The following is a 24,374-nucleotide window of genomic DNA, read 5'->3' as shown; positions in this document are numbered from 1 at the left end:
TGTGAATAAAATTGTATTTTTCAAATAAATCGCATCAAATGAAATGAAAAATCCACCCACAACATGAGTGGATTTTATTATAAATGAATATTGAAAAACAATTTTCAAGGAAAGCCTAATTACATTAAAAAGCCCCAACAAAATAGTGGAAAGTAAACTATACTTATAAAAAGATTTATAAAAGAAAAATATCAGAAAGTTGATAATTAGCACCAAAAAAGCAAGATAATGCTGTATAGTCAACTCAAATTCATAGACTTCATTTGCCATTACTATTGTGCCTTCCATGGCTGTTAGAATGGTATCTAAGCAATAAAAGGCTAAAAAGATGTTTGGTATTAATTGCTTACAATTGTTAAATGTATCTTTGAAGCTCATGTCATTACCTAATAAAATCTATTTACATTTCAAGTTTTAAAGTTTGTCCTTCTACAAATTGTCCGCTTGACTTACTAATTCTGATTTTTTGTTCGGCTGTGTAACCTAATGTTTCACCACTTCTAAAGGTTACATCGCTTTCTATTACGTATGCACAGATATTATTTAAAAAACTATGTAATTCTTCTAAAGCAAGCTTTGAGTTGATGATTTCCATTTCAAGTTTTCCAAAGGCTGTTAGTCCATAAGTGTAGGCACTATTCCCGTCTTTCCCTTTTCGTAGTCCAATATAAATCCATAAGTCAACAGGAATTTGGTTTGATTTTAATTCCTCTGCACTGCTAAGGTACTGTTTTCTTGGAATTAGTAAAGATTGAGAGCCTTGATAAATGCCCAAACAATTACTTGTTGCGATGATAGAGGATAAAATCTTAGTCAAAATTTTAAATCGTTCTACTTCGCTATTATTGCTCGAAACGATTGTTACAAAAGCATGTGAGTTGTGGTTTTCCAAGTCTTTTTCAGCACTTGTCCAGTTATAAGCATATTGGGCTGTCCCCTTAATATCGTCGAATGGAATCTGCACAGGCATTGTCGCAATGGCAGCAGTTTCGCCTTGTATTGAAAATGTAATAGCTCTACCGTCTTCATTAATGTCTGATATTGCGGTGTTCCAGTTACTTTTCAAATAGGCTGTAACTTTTTCAAAGTCAACGATTTCGCCATTGTTGAACATTGGCATGGCAAGAATAACATCATTTCTTTTAGTCTCTTCTGGTTTTTCTTTCTTTTTGAAGAAGTCAAATAGTCCCATAATAATTTTCAATTTTTAAGAGGTGTCATTAGATAACAGCTCACAAGTGGTCACGATAGGAAGTACTACATTTTTGTATTTTTTCAATAGACTACCTTTCAAGCCCTAAAATATCAAATTAAAAACTAACATTAAAATTCAGCAATAGCTTTCGCTCAAAAATTTATTAAACGGTATTTAGGGTTTCAATTTAGCTTTTGTTTGTGCCACTCATGGCATGAATGACAGAAGTTTGTCCATTCTCTAAATAAAATATAATTCATGCCATGAGTATTTATGAGCATGAAGCCTTTCTGCAATTTGGAGTAAGAGAATTATTATGTTGTCCGTGATGAAACGGGCAACGGCAAAGAGTTTGATATTCTTTTTGGTTTTATTCTTAGAAGAGTGGGAGGGAGGAGGATAAATTTATTTCCTGTTCCAAAAATATTTGGAACAGGAATGTTATTGCTATTCAGGTTTATTGGTTGGTAAATTATCTCTTGTATTTTTTTGAACCGCAATCGCTCCAAAGATGCCTAATAAGAAAGCAAAAGCATAAAATCCTTTCTCACTTGGTAATAATGTAGCATTCCAAAGCCCTATGATAAGTAAAGCAATAGATAAAATGGTCGCAAACCAGCAAATGTTGTAATAAATGTCTGTTACGGGGTAACCGTCAAGTCTGTCTCTCACACTTTTTTGAAGCGAAACCACAGCGAATAGCCCAAACATTAAAACGGTGAAATAATAGCCTTTTTCATTCAAGAGCATATCCGAACCAAAAAGACCAGCTAAATAACCAATAATTCCTGTACCTAATGCTACCCAAGATGCTGCAACGAATGCTGATGATGTTTTTTGTGCCATTTTTTGTTTGTTTATAAGTTAATAATAAGCTTGTGTCTTCTTTTTGTTTTCTGGCTCAATATATTTTGAGTTTGACGCTTTTTTCTTGTTTTAGCACTTATGATAAGGAGATTCTAAGAATAGTTGGAGGCTTTTGATATTTCCCATATACCAATTTTAGCGGGTTGAAAAAGTCCAGTTGGTTGCTCTAAGTTGCCAGATAAAAAAACCAGACTAGTCTTAATTCTATCAGGTCTATCTAAAGCAGTCATTGTTTTAGCTAAGTGTGGGCCAGCATATTCTTTAAAAAACAAATCATATATGTCTTTGTATTCCTTAACGGTATCATTTAAGTCAATTTCTTTGTCTGGTAAATTTGCATCAAAGCTAAACCATTTTGTATAAAAGCCTTCTGAAATAATTTTTGTAGGCAAAGAATCTTTTTGCCTTGGTGTTATAAATTGATCTTTGTTGGGACTAATTTTCTGAAAGTCTTTGATGAAGTCACTTTGATTGCCACAGATTAGGAAGTATGCTTTATTGTCTGTGTCATGAATTAAATGCAACCTCATTAGGTCGTTAAATACTCTTTGTTTCTCATCTTGTGTCCTTGTAGAGCCATTTTTTATATACTTAAATTCAAAAAATATTTTTTCTGCTGAGTTTTTTTTGAAAAATAAGTCAAACCGTTTTCGTGAAAGTTTTGGGTGACCATATTCTAGTTCAATTTCATCAATAGTTGACCTTTCTAAATATTCAGAAACGGGGAACTTAATTGAGCCTTCACTAAGAACATAATTACGTCCAACTGCTGATGTGTAACTTAGCCACCACATAACGGCATTCGCCAATTGATTTACATTTACATCCTTTGTCATCATAATTTTTGGTTTTTGAATTCTTTATAGTCAAGTTCGTTTATTCCACTAACTACTACCCTTACCCAAGGATTGTCAAGGAAAACTTCTATGAATTCGTTATAACCTTTTGTTCCAACATAAGTAGAAACAGCGTCATTCATAATTGCGGTCGGGTTGTCAGTGTTCAGTCCACCACGAAGAATAGCAACTTTACCTACTGTGCTGTCTCCATTTTTAAGTTCTTGTTCAAAGATTTCAATCTTATTCATTTGTTAATTTTTAAGTTGTTACAACGGCTACTTAGATGCTACTTAAAATATGCGATAGTATTGAGATACCATTGTAGTCTTACAATAGATAACCTTTCAAGCCCTAAAATATCAAATTAAAAACTAACATTAAAATTCAGCAATAGCTTTCGCTCAAAAATTTATTAAACGGTATTTAGGGTTTCTATTTGGCTTTTGGGTTGTGCCACTCATGGCATGAATGACAGTGGTTTGTACATTCTCCAAATAAAATATAATTCATGCCATGAGTATTTAGGAGCAAAACATTGTGCGATGAAACCTTCCTGCAATTTGCAGGAGCAAAACATTGTGTGATGAAACCTTCCTGCAATTTGCAGGAGCAAAACATTGGGCGATGAAACCTTCCTGCAATTTGCGGGAGCAAAACATTGTGTGATGAAACCTTCCTGCAATTTGCGAGAGCAAAACATTGGGCGATGAAACCTTCCTGCAACTTGCGGGGGCAAAACATCAAGCGATGAAACCTTCCTGCAATTTGCGGGAACAAAATATTGTGCGATGAAACCTTCCTGCAATTTGCAGGAGCAAAATATTGTGCGATGAAACCTTCCTGCAATTTGGAGCGAGAGAATTATGTTGCCCGTGATGACACGGGCAACGGCAAAAAACGAAAAAAACAAAATCTGAAATCCGACATCCGATAAAATGATGGGCTGAAATTCCTTTCTGCAAATGGGAGTGAGAGAATTATTGTATTGCCAGTGATGACACGGGCAACGGCAAAAAACGGAAAAAACAAAATCTGAAATCCGACATCCGATAGCCGAAATCCGACAAAATGATGGGCTGAAATTCTTTCCTCCAATTTGGAGCGAGAGAATTATTATGTTGCCCGTGATGACACGGGCAACGGCAAAAAACAAAGTCTGACATCCGAAATCCGATAGCCGAAATCTGACATCCCAAATCCCTAAAGCTTATGCTTTAAATAGCTAACTAAAATTTCTAAACCTTTTTCAAAATGAATATTGTTGGGAATAACAATATCAGAGGTTTTACGGTAGGGTTTTACGTATTTCTTAAATGCTGGTTCAACGTGGTTGTCCCAACGGTAGAGTACATCTTCTTTTTGACCATAGCCACGCTCTTTGGCATCACGCTCGATACGACGGTTTAAACGAAGTTTACTTTTGGCATCAACAAAGATTTTTAAATCCAACAAATCGGCAATTTCTTTATAATAAAACACAAAAAGCCCTTCTACAACAATAATGGGTTTGGGCGAATAAGTGATGATTTTGGGAATAATATCAGGATTGTTAAAAGTATATTCTTTGCGTTGGAAAGCTTGTCCTGAACGAATGGTTTCAATATCAAGGGCGTATTGATGTAAATCTAAAGATTCTGGTTCGTCGAAGTTGATATAACCGTGTTGGTCAACTACTTGTTCATGTCTGTTGCGATAATAGTTGTCTTGAGAAATCAAACAGATTTCTTCATTTGTAAAAGATTGAAGTAGTTGATTGAGAAATAATGTTTTTCCCGAAGCACTTCCTCCAGTAATGCCTACGATAAACGGTCGTTGGTCTGGTCTCATAAATGATTTTAAGTCGTTGAAAAATTTTGGCAAAGGTCGGAAAGATTGTTACAACTTGTATTTTTATTCCGATGCTTTTCTGCTTTAACTTAAAAAAAAGACCTTTTTCCTGTAATAGTTTTACCATCCAAAATTGCCCAAAGCTGATTTTTGTAGGTATCGCCAAGCGGAATGTTCAAGTCTTTGTCTAAATAAATGTGGTTGCCTTCAATAAATTCTATCTTACTTAATGAAATAATATAAGAGCGATGCACACGAGTAAACTGCTCGGAAGGCAGAGATTCTTCCAAGTCTTTTACATTCAATAGCGTAATGTACTTACCTTTTTCGGTATGAATCGTAACGTAATTTCCCAGCCCTTCAATAAATAAAATATCAGCCAAATTGATACGCTGAATACGGTTGTCGGTCTTTACAAAAATAAAATTATCCGACTTTGTACTTGTCTGATTTCCTTCATTTACTGGAATCGTTGGCGTAGCAGGAATTTGTACTTTTTGAAGAGCTTGCAAGAATCGCTCAAAGGCAATTGGTTTGATTAAATAATCAACAGCGTTGTTGTCAAAGCCTTCAATAGCGTATTGTTTGTAAGCTGTGGTAAGGATAAACTTACACTTGGTTTTTACCAATTTGATAAAACTCAGCCCCGATAGTTCGGGCATGTGAATGTCTATAAAAACTAAGTCAATTTTTTGTGAGTGAACAATTTCCAGTGCTTCCAGAGGGTTCAGTGAAGTAGCAACAAGGTTTAAAGATGGAATACTACTAACGTAACTTGTAAGAATATCAATGGCGGCCTGTTCATCGTCAATAATTAGGCAATTTATTTTCATGTTGATTATTAAAACTACTTTTTTGGTATGGCTTTAGGGACTTTTGTCATCAAAGTTATTGAATTTATCGCTCAAAGGATTACAAAAAACTGATTTTAACATTATTTATTGAAAGAAAAATCAGGAATTAAAATGGTTTTGGTTTTACCCTTCAAAAGGTAGAGTTCGTCATTTTATAAGGGGGGTTGGTGTAATTAATTTTAGAAATCGCCATAAATAGGGCAACTTTGAATCAGTAACCAGCAAACAAAGATATATCAGTAAATAGCTACCCTATCATTCGCCTAAGTTTTGAATATTATACTTGTTTTGCCCTAACCCATAAAATTATAAGGCACATCTCCAAAGATGTGCTTTTTGTATTTTTATAAGTTTAGCGATAAGCGTACTTGATAAAAATTCCATTCATCTTTGATTTCCAATTCATGTTTTCGGAAGTAGCCCAGCATAAGTCTTTTTTTGGTGTTTTCTAAGCCAATCATTTCCGAGGCTTCTTGCATTCTTATTCTTTTGGCATTGTGTGTAGTGAATAAAAGTTGGTCGTCGTTTACCAACAATAAGATTTGTAAAGGATTGTTGGGGTTGTTCAGTTCGCCGTGCTTAAAGGCATTTTCTATAAAAGTAATTAAGATTAAAGGCATGATTTGTTTATTAGTAAAATCGCCAATGACTTTAAAAACTACTTGCAAACGATTATCAAAACGCAATTGCTGAATTTCGATATAATCTTGTATATGTTTTATTTCAGTTTCCAAGGATACTTTGCCTCCTTTTTCATTATGATACACAACGTACTGCATAATGTTTGAAAGTAATGTAATAGCCCTTGATAAATTGGGCGAAAGTGGCTGTGCTTGCTGATGGAAAAAGCTTAAAGTACTAAAAAGTAAGTCAGGGTTAATCTGATTTTTAAGACTTGAAAGCTCGGATTGTAAAACGATTTTCTTTAGTTCGTTGGTTTGCTTCTGTATTTCCTGCTGTTTTCTTTGTTGAATAATCGTTTTTTCGGCATACCAATACACAAATGCCGTAGGGATAATCAAGACTAATTCCCAGACTCTAATCATAATATCAATACTCCATTGGGTAGAATCTGTGGAGTCGCCTTCGGCGTGTGGTAGTAGCGTGAAGTCTATCAATACGCCAAAATTAGCAATGAAAAACAAAGAAGAAATGAGGGCAATCGTCAGTAAAAATGGCTTTTGTTTATCCAACAAATTGGGGAAAATTACTTTTAAGGTAAAGTAAAAAGCCATCATTTTCAACGAGATATTATAAGTAATAATACCAATGCTGATGAGATTTACCTTTGTGCCAAAATTTGTAAAGTGAATAAACCCATGGAACAACAAATCAAAAATCCAGTAATAAACATGATATTTTGTTTGGATTGCTTTCATAAAGTTATTCTCAGAAATATTTTTTGAATGTTGTTTTCATAATTCAGTTTCAAAGAGTGTTTATTGAAATAGGCGATGTACAGTCTTCTTCTTACTTCTTGGAGGTCTTCATCTACGTCGTGGCTGTCGATACCTTTTTTTAGTCTGAAAGAAAGCGTTAAGAACAAATGATTGGCTTGGGTAGAAAATACTATTCTGATGGGCGATTCAATTTTGTGCAGTTCTCCGAATTTAACGGCATTTTCTACAAAAATACTCAAGGTCATGGGTAAAATTCTTCTGTAACCAATATTTCCATTAAATTCCAAATAAACATTGAGCGGTTCTGAAAACTGTAACTGTTTGATATAAATATAGTTTCTGATGTACTTGATTTCGTTTTCCAAGCAAACTTTTCCTTCGAGATTATTTTCTTTGATGGTATAGCGAAGCATTTCCGAAAGTAACATCACTGACTCGGATAAACGTTTGGAAAGGGGCAGAGCTTGGGCATAAAGGAAATTCAGCGAATTATAAAAAAAGTGTGGATTAATCTGATTTTTGAGCGAAGATAATTCTGCTTCTAAAATAGATTGTTCAAGGCTACTTTTTCGTAATTCGGCTTCGTTTTGTTTTCGCACATTTTGTACAAAAGCCGTAGCAAACCAATACGCCAAAGAAAAATTGAGTGAGAGGTAAAGATTATTCAGCCCAACCGTACACGAACGATAAAAATTGAAAGTATTATTTGAAATAAGTTGTGTAAAAACGTAAACCACTCCTGCATTTCCCAGCACAGCCAGTATGCCAAGAGAAATTAGCAAAACAGCCAATAATTGATATTTTTTCTTCGGAAGCGTTTTAGGGAAGATACAAAGTACAAGCGTGTAAAAAAGTATAATCATTTCAATGACTGAAATGAGAATGTTTTTAATGAAATTATGCAACTGCCCAAATTTTTCGGGGGCAGTTATCCAACCAGAAAAATAGAAATACAGCGTATAAGTAATCCAAAACAAAATATGATAGATTGGTTTTCTCATTAATAACAGTGGCGAGGTTTTTCGTGTTGAATAGAATACAAAGGTAATTTTATGCTTGTGGAAGTACAAGAAGATTTTATAAGTGCTTTTTTCACCGCAGTTTATCATAAACGAAATTTTAGCACTTATCTTTGCTGTTCAGAGTTATCGAAGAGTTTTTTAGACAAAAAAAGGAACTTCTTTCAGCTACTCAAGCATTACTTAATGAAAGAAGCAAAACCTTTAAAATATAAAATGGGCGATTTAAAAATAAAAAAAGAAGACATTATCCGAGCGTTATCAACGGTACAAGAACCAGATTTAAAGAAAGATTTGGTTACGCTCAATATGATTAAAGACATTGAACTGGGCGTTGGTGAAGTTCGTTTCACGGTGGTACTTACTACGCCAGCTTGTCCATTAAAAGAAAGAATCCGCAAAGAATGTGAAGAAGCGATTCATACTCATGTTGACGAAAACCTAAGCGTTGTTATCGACATAACAGCAGACGTTACTTCTTCAAGAATGGGAACTACGCTTTTACCTAATGTAAAAAATATTATAGCGATTGCTTCGGGTAAAGGTGGCGTTGGGAAATCGACAGTAACAGCCAATTTAGCAATGGCTCTCAAGCAGTCAGGGGCTAAAGTAGGAATTATTGATGCCGATATTTCTGGGCCTTCCATTCCTGTAATGTTTGGTGCGGAGGATATGCAACCTTTAGTAAGCCAAATTGATGGCAAAAATATGATTCAGCCAATCATGCAATATGGCATCAAAATGATTTCGATGGGTTTCCTTGCTCCACAAGATAATCCAGTGCCTTGGAGAGGCCCAATGGCTACACAGGCTTTGCGTCAGTTTTTTAGTGATACTTATTGGGGAGAATTAGATTATTTATTGATTGACCTTCCTCCAGGTACTTCTGACATTCACCTTTCTTTGGTACAATTAGTACCAGTAACGGGTGCGGTAATCGTAACAACGCCACAAAAAGTAGCTTTAGCAGATGCTACAAAAGGTTTGATGTTCTTCCGTCAGCCACAAATCAATGTGCCAGTATTAGGCGTAGTTGAAAACATGGCATATTTTACGCCAGAAGAATTGCCAGATAATAAGTATTATATTTTCGGAAAAGATGGCGGAAAGAATTTAGCCATTAAATACGAAACAGAATTATTAGGCGAAATTCCTTTGGTACAAAGTATCAGAGAAGCAGGCGACGAAGGAAAACCTGCTGTAATGAGCGATAGTATTATTGCAACGGCTTTCAGAAATACGGCTGAATTGTTGGCACAACAAGTAGCGATTAGAAATGCTACAAAAGAAAAGACTAAACCTGTACAAGTGAAAGTGTAATTTTTGCTTATATTTGAGAGAAATATTACCATCAAAACACATAAGAAATTTGCTTGTCTTATGTAATACATTTTATGGAAACAACCGTTGAATCTCCTTTACAGGAAAAAATAGAAAAAGCTTTAGATAAAATTCGACCATATTTGGTAGCCGACGGAGGAAATGTACGAGTACTCGAAATCGTAGATGGCAATGTCCTTCGCTTAGAATTGACGGGTGCATGTAGTGCGTGTTCGATGTCTGCGATGACTTTCCGTGGTGGCATTGAAGAAACCATTCTTCGTGAAGTACCCGAAATTATCAAAGTAGAAGCCGTAAATATGTAATCGTGTAGAAATGCTTGATAAATCAAAAACCCTTGTAGCACACAACTACAAGGGTTTTTTCTTAACTTTGCTTGTGGAAGAGGCTTTCGGAATTCGGTCGTCGGCTTTCGGATTTCGGTCTTTTTTAGAGAGATATTTTATTTATGGCAAATGATTGATAATTAAGATTCTGTATCAATTACCATTTCCCAATTACTCTTAAAAATTTACCCATTTTTTATTTCATCCATTCAACATTGAAAATCAAAATCCTTTTATGAAAATAGGCATCTTCTTTGGCGGGCCTGCTCGTGAGCGTGAAATCAGTTTTGCTGGTGGCAAAACCGCAATGGAAAATATTGATAAAACCTTGTTTGAACCAATTCCTGTTTTTGTGGATGGTTTGGGCAATTTTATCATTTTAAATCCTGAGTTAGTTTATTCGGCTTCCATTCGTGATTTTTATCCTCCAAAATCATATCAAGGCGATTACAGTATTTATGTTGAATCTTTGGGCGAATTATCGGAAGAAGAATTAAATAAAATCATTGCAGAAGTAGGCGAACGCATTACGCCAGAGCAATTTTCAAAGAAATTTGATTTTGTATTTATCGCCATGCACGGGCCAGCTTGCGAAGACGGAAGTATTCAAGGTTTGTTGGAATGGTACGGCGTACCGTATTCTGGGCCAAGTTTGATGGGTTCGTCGGTTGGAATTGATAAAATTGCCCAAAACGATTTAATTCGTTTGGCAGTTGGTTTAGATAAAAAAACTGCAACACTCAGCCGTACTTATTTTGAAAGTAAAGACGCTACCGAACTTTTTGAAGAAATAAAAGCCCAAGTAGGTTTGCCTTTCGTGGTAAAAGCACCGCATCAAGGTTCATCAATTGGAGTGGCTTTTGTGAAAAAAGATGAGGTCGAAGATTTTGTAAAAGCGGTAAAACAATGTTTGTTTATCAGAGAAGTATCTTTGGAAGAATGGAACAGCGTTGAGCATCAGGAATTTGTACAAAGAATGGCAAATTTGGATGAAGGAATCGGTTTGCCCGTGTCGATGAATGGCGAAGTGGTGTATCATCCTGCCGATTTGTTGAGTAAAATTTCTTCCCATTTCGAGCAATCGCAAGAAAATGTAGCTTTAATTTCGATGAATTCGGAAGATGCCGTTTTGATTGAAGGTTTCGTGAAAGGACAAGAATTTAGCTGTGGTGTGATTCAAAATCCAGATTGCGAATCGGTTGCTTTGCCTCCAACCGAAATCGTAGCCAATGTTGAAGTATTTGATTTCAAAGCAAAATATCAATCGTCGGCTACTCGTAAAAAAATCCCGATTAGAACTTCTTTAGAAAATAACCAACAAGTACAAGCGGATGTGAAAAAAGCGTTTGATTCTTTGAAATTTGGCGTTTGTACTCGTATCGACGGTTTTGTTACGCCAGAAGGAAAAGTACTTTTACACGACCCAAATACCATTCCTGGAATGTCGCCGACTTCTATCATTTTCAAACAAATGGCAGAAATTGGCTTGAACGTAACGGATTCTATCACATACTTCATTCGTCAGTCGATTCGTGAAAGAATGCGTACAGGCAAAAATACTTTCAAGTTTCAGCAATTATTAAGCAAATTGGATGCTGCCATTGCAAAAAGAATCGAAGAGCTTGACGACCGCCAAAAAGTAGCCGTTATTTTCGGTGGTTTTTCGGCAGAAGAGCAAGAAGAAAGTTTTGTAAAAGCCCGAAAAGTATATTCAACATTGGCGGCTTCTACGGAGTTTTATCCAGTACCTGTTTTTGTAACAGGTGAAAATCATTTGAAAGAAGAATTGTACTTGTTGCCAACCAATTTGATGTTCAAGGAATTTGCTGAAGATATTGTTGCTGTTTTAGATGGTTCAATTCATCCTTTGATTGCAGAAACCAGAATTAATGCTGAAAAAATCACGCTACATTATACAGGTAAAAAAGTAGGAACAGTAGAAAAAATCACTCGTGAAAAATTGCTTGAAATAGCAGATTTAACGTCAATTTGTACGAACGACATTACTTTGGATTTACCAGTTTATATTTAAACAATACAAGATATTTATTTGAGCCAGAGAATTTTTCTCTGGCTTTTTTATTTTACAAGAATTTTTTTTCTCATTTTCCCTGCTCTGTAACATTTGTCACTGTACGCTTGGTCTTTGAAGTTGAACTTTGTGCTATCAATTAAGAATCTAAATATCAACAAGAATATGTTCGACTTTTTTAAAACTAAGAAGAATTACGAAAACCTTTCTGCGGAAGCATTTAAAGGCTTATTAAGTGAAAAAAATACCGTTGTGATTGACGTGAGAACACCAGCGGAGTTTCAACAAAAGGCAATCAAAGGGGCAATCAATGTCAATGTATCAAGTGGAAGTTTTCAGTGGCAAGTAGGGCAACTGGATAAAGATAAAACTTATTTAGTGTATTGCAGAAGTGGAAATAGGAGTGGACAGGCTTGTAAAGTAATGGGAGATTTGGGTTTTACAAAAGTGTATAATCTTTCGGGAGGTTTGATGAGCTGGCCATATTAAAACTAAAAATAATGGAAAATATCACAAAGAATTGGGGAATCATGCGAGTAGCTCGTTTGCTGATTGGGGCATACATTGTTTGGGATGCGTTTAAACAGCAAACACCTGTTTGGGCTTTGCTTGGGGCATTTTTTATTTACCAAGCCGTGATGAATACAGGCTGTGCAATGGGTGGTTGTAATATTCAACCAAAAGAAGAAAAACCTTCTGCTAAAGTTGAAAGTATTGACTTTGAGGAGATTAAGTAAAATTACACTAAAACGACAAAACCATGAAAGCAAATATGGGCGGTGCAGACCGCATTATCCGAATCTTGATAGCAGTTGTAGCTGCTGTGTTATACTTTTCAGGAACAATTTCCGAAACCGTAGGTATCGTAGCCATGGTAATTGCAGGTATTTTTTTATTGACGAGCCTTATCAGTTTTTGTCCGCTTTACACGATTTTTGGGATTAATACTTGTCCTGCGAAAAAGTGATTCCTTTTAAATAACTTAGATTATGTACACTTACGAAGTAAATTTATCTTGGAACGAAGACCGTAAGGGAACGGTATCTTCGCCAGTATTAAGTAAAAGTATTGAAGTAGCCACACCGCCAGAATTTCCGAAGGGAATAGAAGGCGTTTGGTCTCCAGAGCATCTTTTTGTGGCTGCTGTGAATGCTTGTTTGATGACCACATTTTTGGCAATAGCCGAAAATTCAAAATTAGAATTTATCGAATTTCATTCATCAGCAACAGGTATTTTAGATAAAGTAGAAGGTAAATTTATGATGATGGAAATTTATTTACGTCCTACTTTAACAATTCAAAATCCAGAACAAGAAGAAAAAGCCTTGAAAGTACTCAACATGAGCGAAAAAGCTTGTTTAATTTCAAATTCAATAAAAGCTAAAGTAATTCTTGAACCCAAAATTGTGGTACAAGAAGTTGTTGTAGCCTGAGCTAATTTTCAGAAAAGTATTTACCTAAATCTTTCATCTAAACATTTCAGACAATGCCCGAGAAGTCAAAAATATATAGCATTGCTTTCAATAAATGTCCTTGCTGCCACGAGGGGAATTTTTTTGAAACCAATAATCCTTATAATCTCAAAAAGTTTGCTCACATGAACAAGTACTGCCCTGTTTGCGGTACAAATTTAGAACCCGAACAAGGTTTTTATACAGGAGCAATGTATGTCAGTTATGCACTTTATGTAGCATTGATTGTGACTACTTTCGTGGGCTTTGTGGTGATTTTAGAAGTAGATGTGGATACAGTACTCAAGTTTTTAGTACCAGTACTGATAGTAGTTTTGCCTCCTTTTTTCAGGTTTGCCAGACTTATTTGGGCAAATATGTTTATGAGCTACAAAGGAGTAGAAGCCAGTACAAAATCAGCATTTAAAAAATAAAAGATTACATCAAGGCTTTTTAGGAACAAAAGCCATTCTTAGTCAACTTAGCCCTCAAATTGTCTTTTTGAAGACAGCTTGAGGGCTAAATAATTGAAAATCATCTAAAAAAATAAGGAATCGGGGATAAAATTGTTTGAAAGTACCTCTTAAAATACAAAAACTATTAATTTTGCATCTTCTTTTGAATAATCTTTGAGTTTTAGGTAAATATTTACTGCTCAGAATCCCAAAATCATGTCTTCCAAAAAAATACAATCAGCTCTTATTTCGGTTTATTACAAAGACGGACTCGCTCCGATTGTCGAATTACTTCATCAAAATGGAGTGAAATTATACTCGACAGGTGGTACGCAAACTTTTATTGAAGAATTAGGCATTCCTGTTACGGCAGTTGAAGACCTAACAAGTTATCCTTCTATTTTCGGAGGAAGAGTAAAAACACTTCATCCAAAAGTTTTCGGTGGTATTCTTTATCGCCGTGACCATGAAGGCGATGTAGCTACGGCAGCACAGTACGAAATTCCTTCAATTGATTTAGTAATTGTTGATTTATATCCTTTCGAGGAAACTGTTGCGAGTGGTGCATCTGAAGATGATATTATTGAAAAAATTGATATTGGCGGTATTTCATTAATTCGTGGTGCAGCGAAAAACTTCAACGACGTATTGATAGTTTCGTCACGTACACAATATGCCGAAGTACTTTCTATTTTACAAGCAAAAGGCTGTGCTACTGATTTATCAGACCGCAAGCGTTTTGCGATGTTGGCTTTTGGTACTTCTTCACATTACGATACAGCTATTCATGCGTATTTCAATGGCAATAAAACAGATATTTACGACTTCAAATCGTTGCCACAAAGTACCCTTCGTTATGGTGAAAACCCACATCAATCGGCTACTTTCTACGGTGATTTAGCGGCATTGTTTGATAAATTGCACGGGAAAGAATTGTCGTACAACAACCTTGTGGACGTTGACGCTTGTATTACTTTGTTGGACGAATTCCAAGAAACTTCATTCGTTATCATCAAACATACCAACGCTTGTGGTGTAGCTTCTGCTGAAACTGTTCACCAAGCGTATTTGAATGCTTTTGCTTGTGATACCATTTCTGCTTTTGGTGGCGTTTTGGCAACCAACGGAACGGTTGATAAAGCGGCGGCAGAAGAAATGAATACTTTGTTCTTTGAAATTTTAATTGCTCCAGATTTCACAGAAGAAGCCTTGACGGTATTAAAATCGAAGAAAAACCGTATTTTATTGAAACGTAAACCAGTACAAAACTCAAAAATGATGTTCAAAACATTATTGAATGGCGTTTTGGAACAAGATAAAGATTTAGCAACAGAAACCGTAGCGGATTTCAAAACAGTAACAACGAAAGCACCAACTGATTCAGAATTGCGTGCTTTAGAATTTGCTTTGAAAATCTGTAAACACACTAAATCAAACACAATTATTTTAGCGAAAGAAGGTCAATTGTTGGCATCTGGTGTTGGTCAGACTTCAAGAGTAGATGCTTTGAAACAAGCGATTGAAAAAGCAGGTGAATTTGGTTTTGATTTACAAGGAGCAGTAATGGCGTCTGACGCTTTCTTCCCATTCCCTGACTGCGTAGAGATTGCCCACAAAGCTGGAATTACTGCGGTAGTTCAGCCGGGAGGTTCAATCAAAGACAAAGATTCAGTAGCCTATTGCGACGCTAACGGCTTGGCAATGGTGATGACTGGTGTTAGACACTTTAAACACTAAGATTCCTAAAAATAAGGTGATTTTTTAAAGAACCTCGCTCTGGTTTTGAGCGAGGTTTTTTGCATTATTTTGGGTTGATAAATGAAAGCTAAAAAATCAATTCATCAATTCTGAAAAAAAGCCCTCTTTTTCGCCCAAAATCTATGTAAACATCAACAAACGTTAGATGAATTGATAGGTTTTTTGTATTTTTACTTTTTCATTGGAAATAAAGCCGATTGTGTGATTTAAAGACCACGATACAAAAATCTTCAAAAAATATAAATGAAAGTGGAAGCATAGATTTTTTCATTTAGACTATCAGGAATGGTAAAAATGAGCGTTTATCTTTCAAAATCGAATTAAATATGTCAGAAATTCAAGAACCAGAAGTAAACAGTAGAGCCAATTATGATGCCGATAACATACAGGTACTTGAGGGCTTAGAGGCAGTAAGAAAACGCCCATCCATGTATATCGGCGATACAGGATTCAAAGGTCTTCACCACTTAATTTGGGAAGTGGTTGATAACTCGATAGATGAGGCATTAGCAGGGCATTGCGATACAATTAAAGTAACCATCAATACTGATAACTCAATTACCGTAGAAGATAATGGCCGTGGGATTCCGACGGGTATGCACACTAAAGAGAAAAAATCTGCTTTGGAAGTGGTAATGACGGTACTTCACGCTGGTGGTAAATTTGATAAAGACACTTATAAAGTATCTGGTGGTTTGCACGGTGTGGGGGTTTCTTGTGTGAACGCTCTTTCTACGGATTTGAAAGTTACGGTATATCGTGAAGGAAAAATATTTGAACAAGAATATAAAATTGGTATTCCTCAGTACGCTGTAAGAGAAATTGGAACAACTGAACTTCATGGAACAACCGTGACTTTCAAACCAGATGAATCAATTTTTACAGTAACTGAATATAAGTACGAAACCGTAGCGGGTCGTTTACGTGAACTTTCATTCTTGAATGCAGGTATCAAAATCAGTTTGACTGACCTTCGTGATTTAGATGAAAAAGGCGAACCTAAGAGTGATTTATTTTTCTCGGAAGGTGGTTTGAGCGAATTCGTTTTGTACTTGGATGCTACTCGTGATAAAATCATCGAAGCACCCATTTATATGGAAGGCGATAAAAACGGCGTACCAGTGCAAGTAGCGATGATGTACAATACTTCGTACTCAGAAAACGTAGTGTCGTATGTAAACAACATTAATACTATCGAAGGCGGTACACACGTAGCAGGTTTCCGTGGAGCTTTAACTCGCACTTTGAAAAACTATGCTGATAAGTCAGGAGCTTTAGATAAATTAAAAATTGATATTGTTGGGGATGACTTCCGTGAAGGTTTAACTGCCGTTATTTCGGTAAAAGTAGCTGAACCTCAGTTTGAAGGACAAACTAAAACAAAATTAGGTAACGGTGAAGTTTCGGGTGCGGTTTCGGCGGCAATGTCTGATATGTTGGAATCTTGGTTGGAAGAACATCCAAAAGAAGCTCGCCAGATTGTAGCCAAAGTAATTTTAGCAGCACAGGCTCGTCATGCAGCTCGTAAAGCTCGTGAAATGGTTCAGCGTAAAACCGTTTTAGGTGGAAACTCTTTACCAGGAAAATTGGCTGACTGTTCTGATAATGACCCACACGTTTGCGAATTGTACTTAGTAGAAGGGGACTCAGCAGGTGGAACGGCAAAACAAGGTCGTAACCGTGCATTCCAAGCGATTTTGCCATTAAGAGGTAAAATTTTGAACGTTGAGAAAGCTCAAGAGTACAAGATTTACGAAAGTGAAGAAATCAAAAACGTAATTACAGCTTTAGGTGTAAGTTTTGGAAAAGATGGCGACGAAAGAGCCTTGAATACTGAAAAATTACGTTACCATAAAATCATCATTATGACCGATGCCGACGTGGATGGTTCTCACATCAGAACTTTGATTCTTACGTTCTTCTTCCGTTATATGAAAGATTTGTTGGATAAAGGATATATCTACATTGCTCAACCTCCTTTGTATCAAGTGAAAAAAGGACAACAAATGGAATATTGTTGGACTGAAGCACAACGTGAGCAGGCGGTAAAACGTATTGCAGGAAATGCAAAAGAAGATACAGTATCGGTACAACGTTACAAAGGTCTTGGAGAGATGAACGCCGAGCAATTATGGGAAACAACGATGAACCCAGAAACTCGTACTTTGAAACAAGTAAATATCGAATCGGCAGTAGAAGCTGACCATTTATTCTCAATGTTGATGGGCGATGAAGTACCACCACGCAGAGAGTTTATCGAAAAGAATGCGAAGTATGCTAAGATTGATGTGTAGTTAATAACTGAAATATCAATAGAAAAATAACTGGGCTGTTTCTAAAACAGCCCAGTTATTTTTTACTCTTTATCTACACCAGCTTCAATAACAGCTTGAATACTGGGTGAAACATTTGATAGAAAATCGTAGCCTGTTAGGCGTTCTAATTCATCCACTGAAAGTCTGTACTTTCGCCAATCGTCTCCGCCAACGGTGTTGATATTGGGCATATTTACAGCAATTACTCTGGTTTTTGTATTGATACGACTAATGTCTTTATCGCCCAAAGGCAAAACAACAATCACTTTCCAAACAGAAGCAGGTACAAGTACATTATCGTTTTTGCCAATTGTTTTGGCTGTTCCATTTGCTCCCGTACCGCCTTGTCCTAAAGTACCAGCCAAAATATATAATTCATTGCCTTGGTCGAGCAAAGTGCGAGCATATTCTTCTAAATGTTTCCAAACGCCACGGTTATTTTCTGGAGCTTGAGGTACCATATTGGTCATCAAAAAAGTCTCTTGATTATCTTCTGGATTTCCATCACGGTCGTCGGAAGGACATAAATGACCTCTATCAAAACCAGTTTCTGAATAATCTCTTGGACTTACTTGATACCAGCCAGTAGGCAAAGTATTATCTGGACGAAAATTATTTTGACGAGCCGCATCACCTTTCCAAGCTTTACTCAAGTGCCAAGAAACCCAATTGGCAATGCCTTTACTTTTGTTGTACGAAAGCGAATAAGCCGTTTTTGTCATCAAATAATTATTGGGCGAAGCCACATTGGTCACAGCTTTTGATGGATTCCCTAAAGCTAAATTATCATCACGGTTCGGAATTATATTTACTTTAACCGTGCTATTTTCTTTGGTAATCGTAGCGGTGGTGGGCGTATTTGTTACTTTCGCACCTGTTGAATAAGTAATAATGCTAATATCGTCGATATTCAAACGGTTTTCACTTCCGTCCGTTTTTCTGATTTCGATACGACTTGCCTTTACTACATTTACGTCAATCGTAAGAATTTTTAATTTTTTATCTGTCGCTTTGATACTTGTGCCAACTTTTGACCAAGTTTTTCCAGCATTCGACGAAACCCAAAGTTCAAAACTACTTCCTTCATCCAACTGATAAACGCCATATTTCAACTTCACTTGCTGAATGCCCGTCGGAATGTCAAAATTCATAGTCAATTTTGCTTTTTCCTTCATGCGTACAGATTTCTCACCATTCTTTTGGTCGTTTTCTGCACTTCCGATTACGGCATTGTCTAAATTCCATTCGCCAGAAGGCGTAGTAATTACGTCGGTTTCATAACGTCCTTTCGAGGCAGTTTCAAATTTTTCTGGAAAATTAGGAGCAGTTTTGGCTGGCTCTTGAAAGGCAAAAGAAGGAGAAATTACACTTGTATAAAGCAGTATCGTTACTCCAAGAAAAGTTAAAAAAGGGTTTTTTCTGAACATTGTTTTTGGAAAATAAGAGGTTATATATAATTGTGATTGATTTTTAATTGTGATTGAGTGAGTTGTGGATTAGTGATTGGTTTTAATTGTGATTAAGTGAATTGTGAATTAGTGATTGATTTTTAATAATGAATGATTATACTCAAATTTAAAATTAATCACTAACTCACTAATTAACAATTGACTAATTCACAACTCACTCAATTAAATCACTGCTTGGCGTACTCGAACGAGTTTTTCTAATAATTCTTCCAATTTATCTAAAGGCAACATATTCGCACCATCAGATTTTGCGATAGCAGGATTTGGATGTGTTTCGATAAAAATACCATCAGCACCTACGGCGATAGCCGCTTTGGCAATGGTTTCAATCATTTTGGGCTGTCCGCCCGTAACGCCCGAAGTTTGGTTGGGTCTTTGTAAAGAGTGCGTACAGTCCATTACCACAGGCACACCATGTGCTTGCATTTCAGGAATGTTACGATAATCAACCACCAAGTCGCCATAGCCAAAAGAATTACCACGGTCTGTTAAAAATACTTGTGCCGAAGGGTTTTCATGCAAGATTTTTTCAACGGCAAATTTCATTGAAACGCCTGCCATAAATTGTCCTTTTTTGATATTTACTGCCTTGCCTGTACGAGCCGCCGCCGCTAACAAATCAGTTTGACGACACAAAAACGCTGGAATTTGTAGCACGTCCACATACTTGGCAGCCATTTCTGCCTCTTGTGATTCGTGAATATCCGTAACCGTTGGTAAATCGTAATGATTGCCAATTTCTTGTAAAATTTCCAAAGCAGCGATGTCGCCGATGCCTGTAAATGAATCTAATTTGGTACGATTTGCCTTGCGGTACGAACCCTTGAAAATATAAGGAATACCAAATTGGTCGGTAATACCTTTGATTTTTTCGGCGATTTCAAAAGCCAAATCACGGCTTTCAATGGCACAACTTCCTGCCATGAGGAAGAAATTATTGTTTTCGGTATGTTTTAATTTTGGGATATTCATTTTTGAGATTTTTTTAAATATAATTTACTTCTGGATTCAATTTAATACCAAATTTATCCAAAACAGTTTGCTGTACTTTTTCGGCTAATTTTTTTATTTCATTGCCATTTCCACCGCCATAATTGACCAAAACTAAGGCTTGACGAGCGTGAACACCGATTTGTCCATCTCTAAATCCTTTCCAACCTGCTTGCTCTATTAGCCAACCTGCTGGTACTTTTACGGTGGTTTCGTTGATAGGGTAACTTGGTAAAGTAGGAAAAGATTCGATTAAATTTTTGTATTGTGTAAGTGGAATTTCTGGATTTTTAAAGAAACTTCCCGAATTACCTATTTCGACTGGGTCGGGCAATTTACTTTTACGAATGGCAATCACGGCATCGCTGATGGCTTTGATAGAAAGTTCCGTCACATTCATTTCGGCTAAGGTTTTTTGAATATCGCCGTAAGCCGTTTTAAAAGTGGGTACTTTATTTAAACGAAAAGTAACTGAAACAATCACATATTTTCCTTTTAAAGTGTGCTTGAAAACGCTTTCACGATAACCAAATTGACAATCGGCTAAAGTAAAAGTTTCAACCTCAAGCGTTTCCAGATTGAGGGCTTGCAACTCGTGAAAAATGTCTTTGATTTCTACACCATAAGCCCCGATATTTTGCATAGGAGCAGCCCCAACCGTACCCGGAATCAGCGATAGGTTTTCGATGCCTGCGTAATGATTTTCCACACAGAACATCACGAATTGATGCCAAATTTCGCCTGCTCCAGCTTGGATAAGTACATGGTTTTCGTCTTCAAAAATCTTTTCTTTGCCTTTCAATGCAATTTTTACGACCAGTCCTTCGTAGTTTTTTGTCAGTAAAAGGTTACTTCCACCACCTAAAAAAAGCTTTTCCTCTTCACGAAAAGCTGGGTTTTGAAGTACATTCTTTAATTCATCGACGGTACTTACTTCCACAAAGTAGCTCGCTGTGGCTTCTAATCCGAAAGTATTGTAGGGTTTTAAAGAAACATTTTCTTGAATATTCATAAAGCTTTTGGGGAATCAGAATTTATGATTGGCTGAATCATAATATACTCAACAAAGTTACGATGAAAAAGGGTATTTCAAGTTTTTGTCAAAAATTGTATCTTTGATGAATACTTCTTATTTCAGCCACCAAATTTTTTTTAAAACTGAAAATCCATGCAACGATTGCTCTTTGTTTGCCTTTCTATTATATCACTTTTGATAAGTGCTTGTTCGTCGAAAGTAAGTTCAGGAAGTACTTCAAACACATCTCATAAAAAAAACGAGAAAGTTTATGAAGAAGATTTAGCTCTATATTTACCCAGGTACAAGGCTTTAAATCAGAAAAATGATAGTTTGAATGCCGCCAAAGCCAAAGTAAGCAAGACTTATACCAGCGAAGGTCCACTACAAATCAACAAAAAATTAGATGCTATTTTAGATACCATTGCTCTGAAAAACAAAAGTGTTCGCTTTGCCAATGGTTTCAGAATCCAGATTTATGTAGGAAACGACCGCAAGCTTGCCGACGAAGCCAAGATTTTTACTTATCAGACTTATCCAGAAATTTTTCCTTACTTAACTTATCAACAGCCGATTTATAAAGTAAAAATTGGCGATTTCCTCAACCGAATGGATGCCGAGCGATACTTTGCCAGTATAAAAGACTTGTATCCCTCAGCCCTAATTTTACCTGATAAAGTAGAAATCAAAAGAGGAATTATGGTAAAATAGCTTTCCGAAAATTAGCCCTGATGGGCTTTAATTAATTTTTATTTTATCATTTTGATACATTAAATGCCCTGCTAAATTGAAAAAATATTAGCAGGGTATTATTTATTCTGTAAATTTGAAAACTATTCACAATACATTGCTGATAAGTCAACATAACTTTATTTGAATTCTTCTTTACTTTTGTAAAGCGTAGATAGGGCTTAGTTAAGCATTATAGAAGCATTGAAATTAATAAAATCATGCTGTTTTGAAGATGAAATACTTTTTGGTTTTAGCGATTTCGGTTTTAGTATTCAACCAATCTTTTGCCCAATTCAATGATTATCAAGTGTTTTTCGGAAGGTATAATGATGAATTACTTTGTAGAAAATGGATACAGAACGGAGAAGTTTTTTACCTAAGTATTAATCCGAATACATTAAAAACAAGTATTGTCAAGGATATTAAAGCTGAACCTTTGAAGTGGGATGAAGTAACTCAGCAGTATCAAAAGACAAATTACTTGAAGGCTTGGAATGTTGAAAAGCATAAAGATTATACCCTTCAAGATGCAGGAATTGAGAAAAGCGATTCAACTTTAAATGGTTTTAGCTTAACCGTAGATTTATGTCCATCTACCAAACCACTTGATAGAAATTTCTTCAAGCAGGTTATTAAAGCTTTTGAAGTATCGGAGCTTCCAGTACCTATTACGATTACCATAACAGGACTTTGGATGAAAAGTCACCAAAGCGACTTAAAGTGGTTGATAAGCCAAGAAGCGTCAGGTAATTTAACGATTACTTGGGTCAATCATAGTTTCAATCATCACTATGACCCGAAGTTACCATTACGAGACAATTTTCTACTTGAAAAAGGAACAGTCATCGCCGATGAAGTATTGTTGAACGAACAAGCCATGTTGCAGAATAAGCTTATTCCTTCTGTTTATTTTCGCTTTCCGGGTTTAGTGTCAAGTAAAGCCATATTCGACCAAATACTTTCTTATGGATTACTTCCACTTGGAAGCGATGCTTGGCTGGCAAAAGGACAACTGATTACCAAAGGAAGTTTGGTATTAGTCCATGCCAACGGTAATGAACCACTGGGTTTGAAACTGTTTTTATCTCAACTAAAAAAGAACGAAGCTGATATAAAAAAGAAAGCATGGCAACTTTGGGATGTTTCAAACTTAATTTCTAAAGAAAAATAATTACTTTTTCTGCATATTCGCAGAATCAAAACACATAAAACAATCAAATTAATTTATCCCCAAATCCAAATCTTTAACTCATGTCAAAAATTAAAGTTGGTGTAGTTGGTACTGGTTTTATCGGTCCTGCACACATCGAAGCTCTTAGAAGACTCCCCAATGTAGAAGTTACAGCCCTTTGTGAAGTAAACATCGAATTAGCTACGGCTAAAGCTGCCCAATTGGGTATCGAGCGTCCTTGTACGTTCGAACAATTGTTGGCGATGGAAGATATTGCTTCTGTGCATATTTGTACGCCTAATTTCTTGCATTACTCTCAATCGAAAGCGGCTTTGTTGGCTGGTAAGCACGTGGTTTGCGAAAAACCATTGGCGAAAGATTTACATGAAGCAGAAGAATTGGTTGCTTTAGCAAAAGAAACAGGTTTGGTTAATGCGGTTCACTTCAACTTACGCTATTATCCTTTGGTTCGCCAAATGAAAACTATGCGTGAAAAAGGCGATTTGGGCGAAGTATATTCGGTGTTGGGTTCGTATTTGCAAGATTGGTTGTTTTACGAAACAGATTACAACTGGCGTTTAGAACCAGATAAATCGGGCGATTCTCGTGCGATTGCCGATATTGGTTCGCACTTGATGGACATTATCGAGTACATCACTGGCTTGAAAACGGTAGAAGTAATGGCCGATTTTAATACGATTCACAAAACTCGTAAAAAGCCTTTGAAACCCGTAGAAACGTACTCAGGCAAAATGCTTCAACCAGAAGATTATGCCGATGTACCTATTAATACGGAAGACCACGCCAATGTATTGTTGCGTTTCGACAACGGCAACCGTGGTTCAGTAACGGTTTCACAAGTTTCGGCGGGTCGTAAAAACCAATTGAAATTAGAAATTTCGGGTTCAAATAAAACTTTTGCTTTCAATTCAGAAGCACCAAACGAAATCTGGATTGGTAATCGTGATGGTTACAACCAGTCATTAATGCGTGACCCTTCTTTGGCATACCCAGAAGCAAGAGCGATTATGACATTCCCGGGTGGTCATAACGAAGGCTTCCCTGATACTTCTAAACAATTGTTCAAAGAAGTTTATGCAGCCGTAGCAGAAGGCAAACAACCAGAAAATCCGACATTCCCAACTTTTGCGGATGGTTATAGAGAATTATTAATCTGCGAAAGAATCCTCGACAGCCACAGAAGCCAAAGCTGGACGAAGGTATAATATTTAGTGAGTTGTGAATTAGTGAGTTAGTGAATATTTTAGTAGCATTCATTAATTCACAGCTCACTCTTTTGAACTACACTAAACAGATG

General features: G+C 36.3%; 25 protein-coding genes. 13 read left to right on the top strand and 12 right to left on the bottom strand.

Annotated features, from left to right (window positions below):
* The 9 genes from VB248_RS22030 to VB248_RS21990 form a co-directional block, all read right to left on the bottom strand.
* Window positions 1-288, bottom strand: a 288-nt coding sequence (locus tag VB248_RS22030) for a hypothetical protein (protein ID WP_323299004.1), incomplete at its 3' end; no start/stop codon positions are given.
* A gap of 112 nt (window positions 289-400) precedes the next feature.
* The gene (locus VB248_RS22025) at window positions 401-1,192 is read right to left on the bottom strand and encodes a DUF4261 domain-containing protein (protein WP_323299003.1); all 792 of its coding nucleotides are present in this window, start codon (window positions 1,190-1,192) and stop codon (window positions 401-403) included.
* Window positions 1,193-1,642: 450 nt separating this feature from the next.
* On the bottom strand, window positions 1,643-2,041 hold the full coding sequence (gene yiaA, locus VB248_RS22020; protein ID WP_323299002.1) for an inner membrane protein YiaA: 399 nt from the start codon (window positions 2,039-2,041) through the stop codon (window positions 1,643-1,645).
* 113 nt (window positions 2,042-2,154) lie between these two features.
* Window positions 2,155-2,901, bottom strand: a complete 747-nt coding sequence (locus tag VB248_RS22015) for a hypothetical protein (protein ID WP_323299001.1) — start codon at window positions 2,899-2,901, stop codon at window positions 2,155-2,157.
* Window positions 2,898-3,149 (bottom strand): hypothetical protein, encoded by a 252-nt coding sequence (locus VB248_RS22010; protein WP_323299000.1) that lies wholly within the window; start codon window positions 3,147-3,149, stop codon window positions 2,898-2,900. The genes VB248_RS22015 and VB248_RS22010 overlap by 4 nt, the downstream gene beginning before the upstream one ends.
* 952 nt (window positions 3,150-4,101) lie before the next feature.
* Window positions 4,102-4,728 (bottom strand): uridine kinase family protein, encoded by a 627-nt coding sequence (locus VB248_RS22005; RefSeq protein ID WP_323298999.1) that lies wholly within the window; start codon window positions 4,726-4,728, stop codon window positions 4,102-4,104.
* 89 nt (window positions 4,729-4,817) lie between these two features.
* Window positions 4,818-5,561: a LytR/AlgR family response regulator transcription factor gene (locus VB248_RS22000; RefSeq protein ID WP_323298998.1), complete on the bottom strand. Its 744-nt coding sequence runs from the start codon at window positions 5,559-5,561 to the stop codon at window positions 4,818-4,820.
* Between the two features lie 365 nt (window positions 5,562-5,926).
* Window positions 5,927-6,961, bottom strand: a complete 1,035-nt coding sequence (locus VB248_RS21995) for a sensor histidine kinase (protein WP_323298997.1) — start codon at window positions 6,959-6,961, stop codon at window positions 5,927-5,929.
* Window positions 6,958-7,983 carry a sensor histidine kinase gene (locus tag VB248_RS21990; protein WP_323298996.1) on the bottom strand — a complete coding sequence of 342 codons (1,026 nt, stop codon included), beginning with the start codon at window positions 7,981-7,983 and terminating at the stop codon, window positions 6,958-6,960. The genes VB248_RS21995 and VB248_RS21990 overlap by 4 nt, the downstream gene beginning before the upstream one ends.
* A 234-nt stretch (window positions 7,984-8,217) precedes the next feature.
* Here VB248_RS21990 and VB248_RS21985 point away from each other — a divergent pair, with 234 nt between their 5' ends.
* The 10 genes from VB248_RS21985 to gyrB all read left to right on the top strand — a co-directional run bounded on the left by VB248_RS21985 (window position 8,218) and on the right by gyrB (window position 17,658).
* Entirely contained in the window at window positions 8,218-9,321 is a 1,104-nt protein-coding gene (locus VB248_RS21985) for an Mrp/NBP35 family ATP-binding protein (RefSeq protein ID WP_323299005.1), read from the top strand.
* Window positions 9,322-9,395: 74 nt separating this feature from the next.
* On the top strand, window positions 9,396-9,647 hold the full coding sequence (locus VB248_RS21980; protein WP_323298995.1) for a NifU family protein: 252 nt from the start codon (window positions 9,396-9,398) through the stop codon (window positions 9,645-9,647).
* Window positions 9,648-9,903: 256 nt separating this feature from the next.
* The gene (locus VB248_RS21975) at window positions 9,904-11,700 is read left to right on the top strand and encodes a D-alanine--D-alanine ligase (protein ID WP_323298994.1); all 1,797 of its coding nucleotides are present in this window, start codon (window positions 9,904-9,906) and stop codon (window positions 11,698-11,700) included.
* Between the two features lie 165 nt (window positions 11,701-11,865).
* The gene (locus tag VB248_RS21970; RefSeq protein WP_323298993.1) at window positions 11,866-12,189 is read left to right on the top strand and encodes a rhodanese-like domain-containing protein; all 324 of its coding nucleotides are present in this window, start codon (window positions 11,866-11,868) and stop codon (window positions 12,187-12,189) included.
* Between the two features lie 11 nt (window positions 12,190-12,200).
* Window positions 12,201-12,437 (top strand): hypothetical protein, encoded by a 237-nt coding sequence (locus tag VB248_RS21965; protein WP_323298992.1) that lies wholly within the window; start codon window positions 12,201-12,203, stop codon window positions 12,435-12,437.
* 23 nt (window positions 12,438-12,460) lie between these two features.
* Window positions 12,461-12,667, top strand: a complete 207-nt coding sequence (locus VB248_RS21960; protein ID WP_323298991.1) for a YgaP family membrane protein — start codon at window positions 12,461-12,463, stop codon at window positions 12,665-12,667.
* A 22-nt stretch (window positions 12,668-12,689) separates the two neighbouring features.
* Window positions 12,690-13,133, top strand: coding sequence for an OsmC family protein (locus tag VB248_RS21955; RefSeq protein WP_323298990.1), 444 nt, complete (start codon window positions 12,690-12,692; stop codon window positions 13,131-13,133).
* Between the two features lie 164 nt (window positions 13,134-13,297).
* Complete coding sequence (locus VB248_RS21950) at window positions 13,298-13,585, top strand: DUF983 domain-containing protein (protein ID WP_456062057.1); 288 nt, start codon at window positions 13,298-13,300, stop codon at window positions 13,583-13,585.
* 237 nt (window positions 13,586-13,822) lie between these two features.
* Window positions 13,823-15,343, top strand: a complete 1,521-nt coding sequence (gene purH / locus VB248_RS21945) for a bifunctional phosphoribosylaminoimidazolecarboxamide formyltransferase/IMP cyclohydrolase (RefSeq protein WP_323298988.1) — start codon at window positions 13,823-13,825, stop codon at window positions 15,341-15,343.
* 347 nt (window positions 15,344-15,690) lie between these two features.
* Window positions 15,691-17,658 carry a DNA topoisomerase (ATP-hydrolyzing) subunit B gene (gene gyrB / locus VB248_RS21940; RefSeq protein ID WP_323298987.1) on the top strand — a complete coding sequence of 656 codons (1,968 nt, stop codon included), beginning with the start codon at window positions 15,691-15,693 and terminating at the stop codon, window positions 17,656-17,658.
* 62 nt (window positions 17,659-17,720) lie between these two features.
* Here gyrB and VB248_RS21935 read toward each other — a convergent pair whose 3' ends face one another.
* The 3 genes from VB248_RS21935 to murB all read right to left on the bottom strand — a co-directional run bounded on the left by VB248_RS21935 (window position 17,721) and on the right by murB (window position 21,150).
* Complete coding sequence (locus VB248_RS21935) at window positions 17,721-19,106, bottom strand: DNA/RNA non-specific endonuclease (protein WP_323298986.1); 1,386 nt, start codon at window positions 19,104-19,106, stop codon at window positions 17,721-17,723.
* 204 nt (window positions 19,107-19,310) lie between these two features.
* A complete protein-coding gene (gene kdsA, locus VB248_RS21930) occupies window positions 19,311-20,120 on the bottom strand; it encodes a 3-deoxy-8-phosphooctulonate synthase (RefSeq protein WP_323298985.1) in 810 nt (269 codons plus the stop codon).
* Window positions 20,121-20,133: 13 nt separating this feature from the next.
* The gene (murB, locus tag VB248_RS21925; protein WP_323298984.1) at window positions 20,134-21,150 is read right to left on the bottom strand and encodes a UDP-N-acetylmuramate dehydrogenase; all 1,017 of its coding nucleotides are present in this window, start codon (window positions 21,148-21,150) and stop codon (window positions 20,134-20,136) included.
* Window positions 21,151-21,306: 156 nt separating this feature from the next.
* Here murB and VB248_RS21920 point away from each other — a divergent pair, with 156 nt between their 5' ends.
* The 3 genes from VB248_RS21920 (at window position 21,307) to VB248_RS21910 (ending at window position 24,282) form a co-directional block, all read left to right on the top strand.
* On the top strand, window positions 21,307-21,864 hold the full coding sequence (locus VB248_RS21920) for an SPOR domain-containing protein (RefSeq protein WP_323298983.1): 558 nt from the start codon (window positions 21,307-21,309) through the stop codon (window positions 21,862-21,864).
* Window positions 21,865-22,117: 253 nt separating this feature from the next.
* Window positions 22,118-23,056 carry a polysaccharide deacetylase family protein gene (locus VB248_RS21915; RefSeq protein WP_323298982.1) on the top strand — a complete coding sequence of 313 codons (939 nt, stop codon included), beginning with the start codon at window positions 22,118-22,120 and terminating at the stop codon, window positions 23,054-23,056.
* An 80-nt stretch (window positions 23,057-23,136) separates the two neighbouring features.
* Complete coding sequence (locus VB248_RS21910) at window positions 23,137-24,282, top strand: Gfo/Idh/MocA family protein (protein WP_323298981.1); 1,146 nt, start codon at window positions 23,137-23,139, stop codon at window positions 24,280-24,282.
* Window positions 24,283-24,374: the final 92 nt, after the last annotated feature.

It is taken from the genome of Arcicella rigui, from assembly GCF_034929435.1.
GTDB classification, from domain to species: domain Bacteria; phylum Bacteroidota; class Bacteroidia; order Cytophagales; family Spirosomataceae; genus Arcicella; species Arcicella rigui.
Note: the sequence above shows the minus strand (reverse complement) of the source record. Positions and strands in the feature narration are given on the sequence as shown.

What these genes read in the sequence shown, in the direction of transcription:
- VB248_RS22025 (WP_323299003.1), bottom strand. Translation starts at nt 1,192, where the DNA reads ATGGGACTATTTGACTTCTTCAAAAAGAAAGAAAAACCAGAAGAGACT.
- yiaA (WP_323299002.1), bottom strand. Translation starts at nt 2,041, where the DNA reads ATGGCACAAAAAACATCATCAGCATTCGTTGCAGCATCTTGGGTAGCA.
- VB248_RS22015 (WP_323299001.1), bottom strand. Translation starts at nt 2,901, where the DNA reads ATGATGACAAAGGATGTAAATGTAAATCAATTGGCGAATGCCGTTATG.
- VB248_RS22010 (WP_323299000.1), bottom strand. Translation starts at nt 3,149, where the DNA reads ATGAATAAGATTGAAATCTTTGAACAAGAACTTAAAAATGGAGACAGC.
- VB248_RS22005 (WP_323298999.1), bottom strand. Translation starts at nt 4,728, where the DNA reads ATGAGACCAGACCAACGACCGTTTATCGTAGGCATTACTGGAGGAAGT.
- VB248_RS22000 (WP_323298998.1), bottom strand. Translation starts at nt 5,561, where the DNA reads ATGAAAATAAATTGCCTAATTATTGACGATGAACAGGCCGCCATTGAT.
- VB248_RS21995 (WP_323298997.1), bottom strand. Translation starts at nt 6,961, where the DNA reads ATGAAAGCAATCCAAACAAAATATCATGTTTATTACTGGATTTTTGAT.
- VB248_RS21990 (WP_323298996.1), bottom strand. Translation starts at nt 7,983, where the DNA reads ATGAGAAAACCAATCTATCATATTTTGTTTTGGATTACTTATACGCTG.
- VB248_RS21985 (WP_323299005.1), top strand. Translation starts at nt 8,218, where the DNA reads ATGGGCGATTTAAAAATAAAAAAAGAAGACATTATCCGAGCGTTATCA.
- VB248_RS21980 (WP_323298995.1), top strand. Translation starts at nt 9,396, where the DNA reads ATGGAAACAACCGTTGAATCTCCTTTACAGGAAAAAATAGAAAAAGCT.
- VB248_RS21975 (WP_323298994.1), top strand. Translation starts at nt 9,904, where the DNA reads ATGAAAATAGGCATCTTCTTTGGCGGGCCTGCTCGTGAGCGTGAAATC.
- VB248_RS21970 (WP_323298993.1), top strand. Translation starts at nt 11,866, where the DNA reads ATGTTCGACTTTTTTAAAACTAAGAAGAATTACGAAAACCTTTCTGCG.
- VB248_RS21965 (WP_323298992.1), top strand. Translation starts at nt 12,201, where the DNA reads ATGGAAAATATCACAAAGAATTGGGGAATCATGCGAGTAGCTCGTTTG.
- VB248_RS21960 (WP_323298991.1), top strand. Translation starts at nt 12,461, where the DNA reads ATGAAAGCAAATATGGGCGGTGCAGACCGCATTATCCGAATCTTGATA.
- VB248_RS21955 (WP_323298990.1), top strand. Translation starts at nt 12,690, where the DNA reads ATGTACACTTACGAAGTAAATTTATCTTGGAACGAAGACCGTAAGGGA.
- VB248_RS21950 (WP_456062057.1), top strand. Translation starts at nt 13,298, where the DNA reads ATGAACAAGTACTGCCCTGTTTGCGGTACAAATTTAGAACCCGAACAA.
- purH (WP_323298988.1), top strand. Translation starts at nt 13,823, where the DNA reads ATGTCTTCCAAAAAAATACAATCAGCTCTTATTTCGGTTTATTACAAA.
- gyrB (WP_323298987.1), top strand. Translation starts at nt 15,691, where the DNA reads ATGTCAGAAATTCAAGAACCAGAAGTAAACAGTAGAGCCAATTATGAT.
- VB248_RS21935 (WP_323298986.1), bottom strand. Translation starts at nt 19,106, where the DNA reads ATGTTCAGAAAAAACCCTTTTTTAACTTTTCTTGGAGTAACGATACTG.
- kdsA (WP_323298985.1), bottom strand. Translation starts at nt 20,120, where the DNA reads ATGAATATCCCAAAATTAAAACATACCGAAAACAATAATTTCTTCCTC.
- murB (WP_323298984.1), bottom strand. Translation starts at nt 21,150, where the DNA reads ATGAATATTCAAGAAAATGTTTCTTTAAAACCCTACAATACTTTCGGA.
- VB248_RS21920 (WP_323298983.1), top strand. Translation starts at nt 21,307, where the DNA reads ATGCAACGATTGCTCTTTGTTTGCCTTTCTATTATATCACTTTTGATA.
- VB248_RS21915 (WP_323298982.1), top strand. Translation starts at nt 22,118, where the DNA reads ATGAAATACTTTTTGGTTTTAGCGATTTCGGTTTTAGTATTCAACCAA.
- VB248_RS21910 (WP_323298981.1), top strand. Translation starts at nt 23,137, where the DNA reads ATGTCAAAAATTAAAGTTGGTGTAGTTGGTACTGGTTTTATCGGTCCT.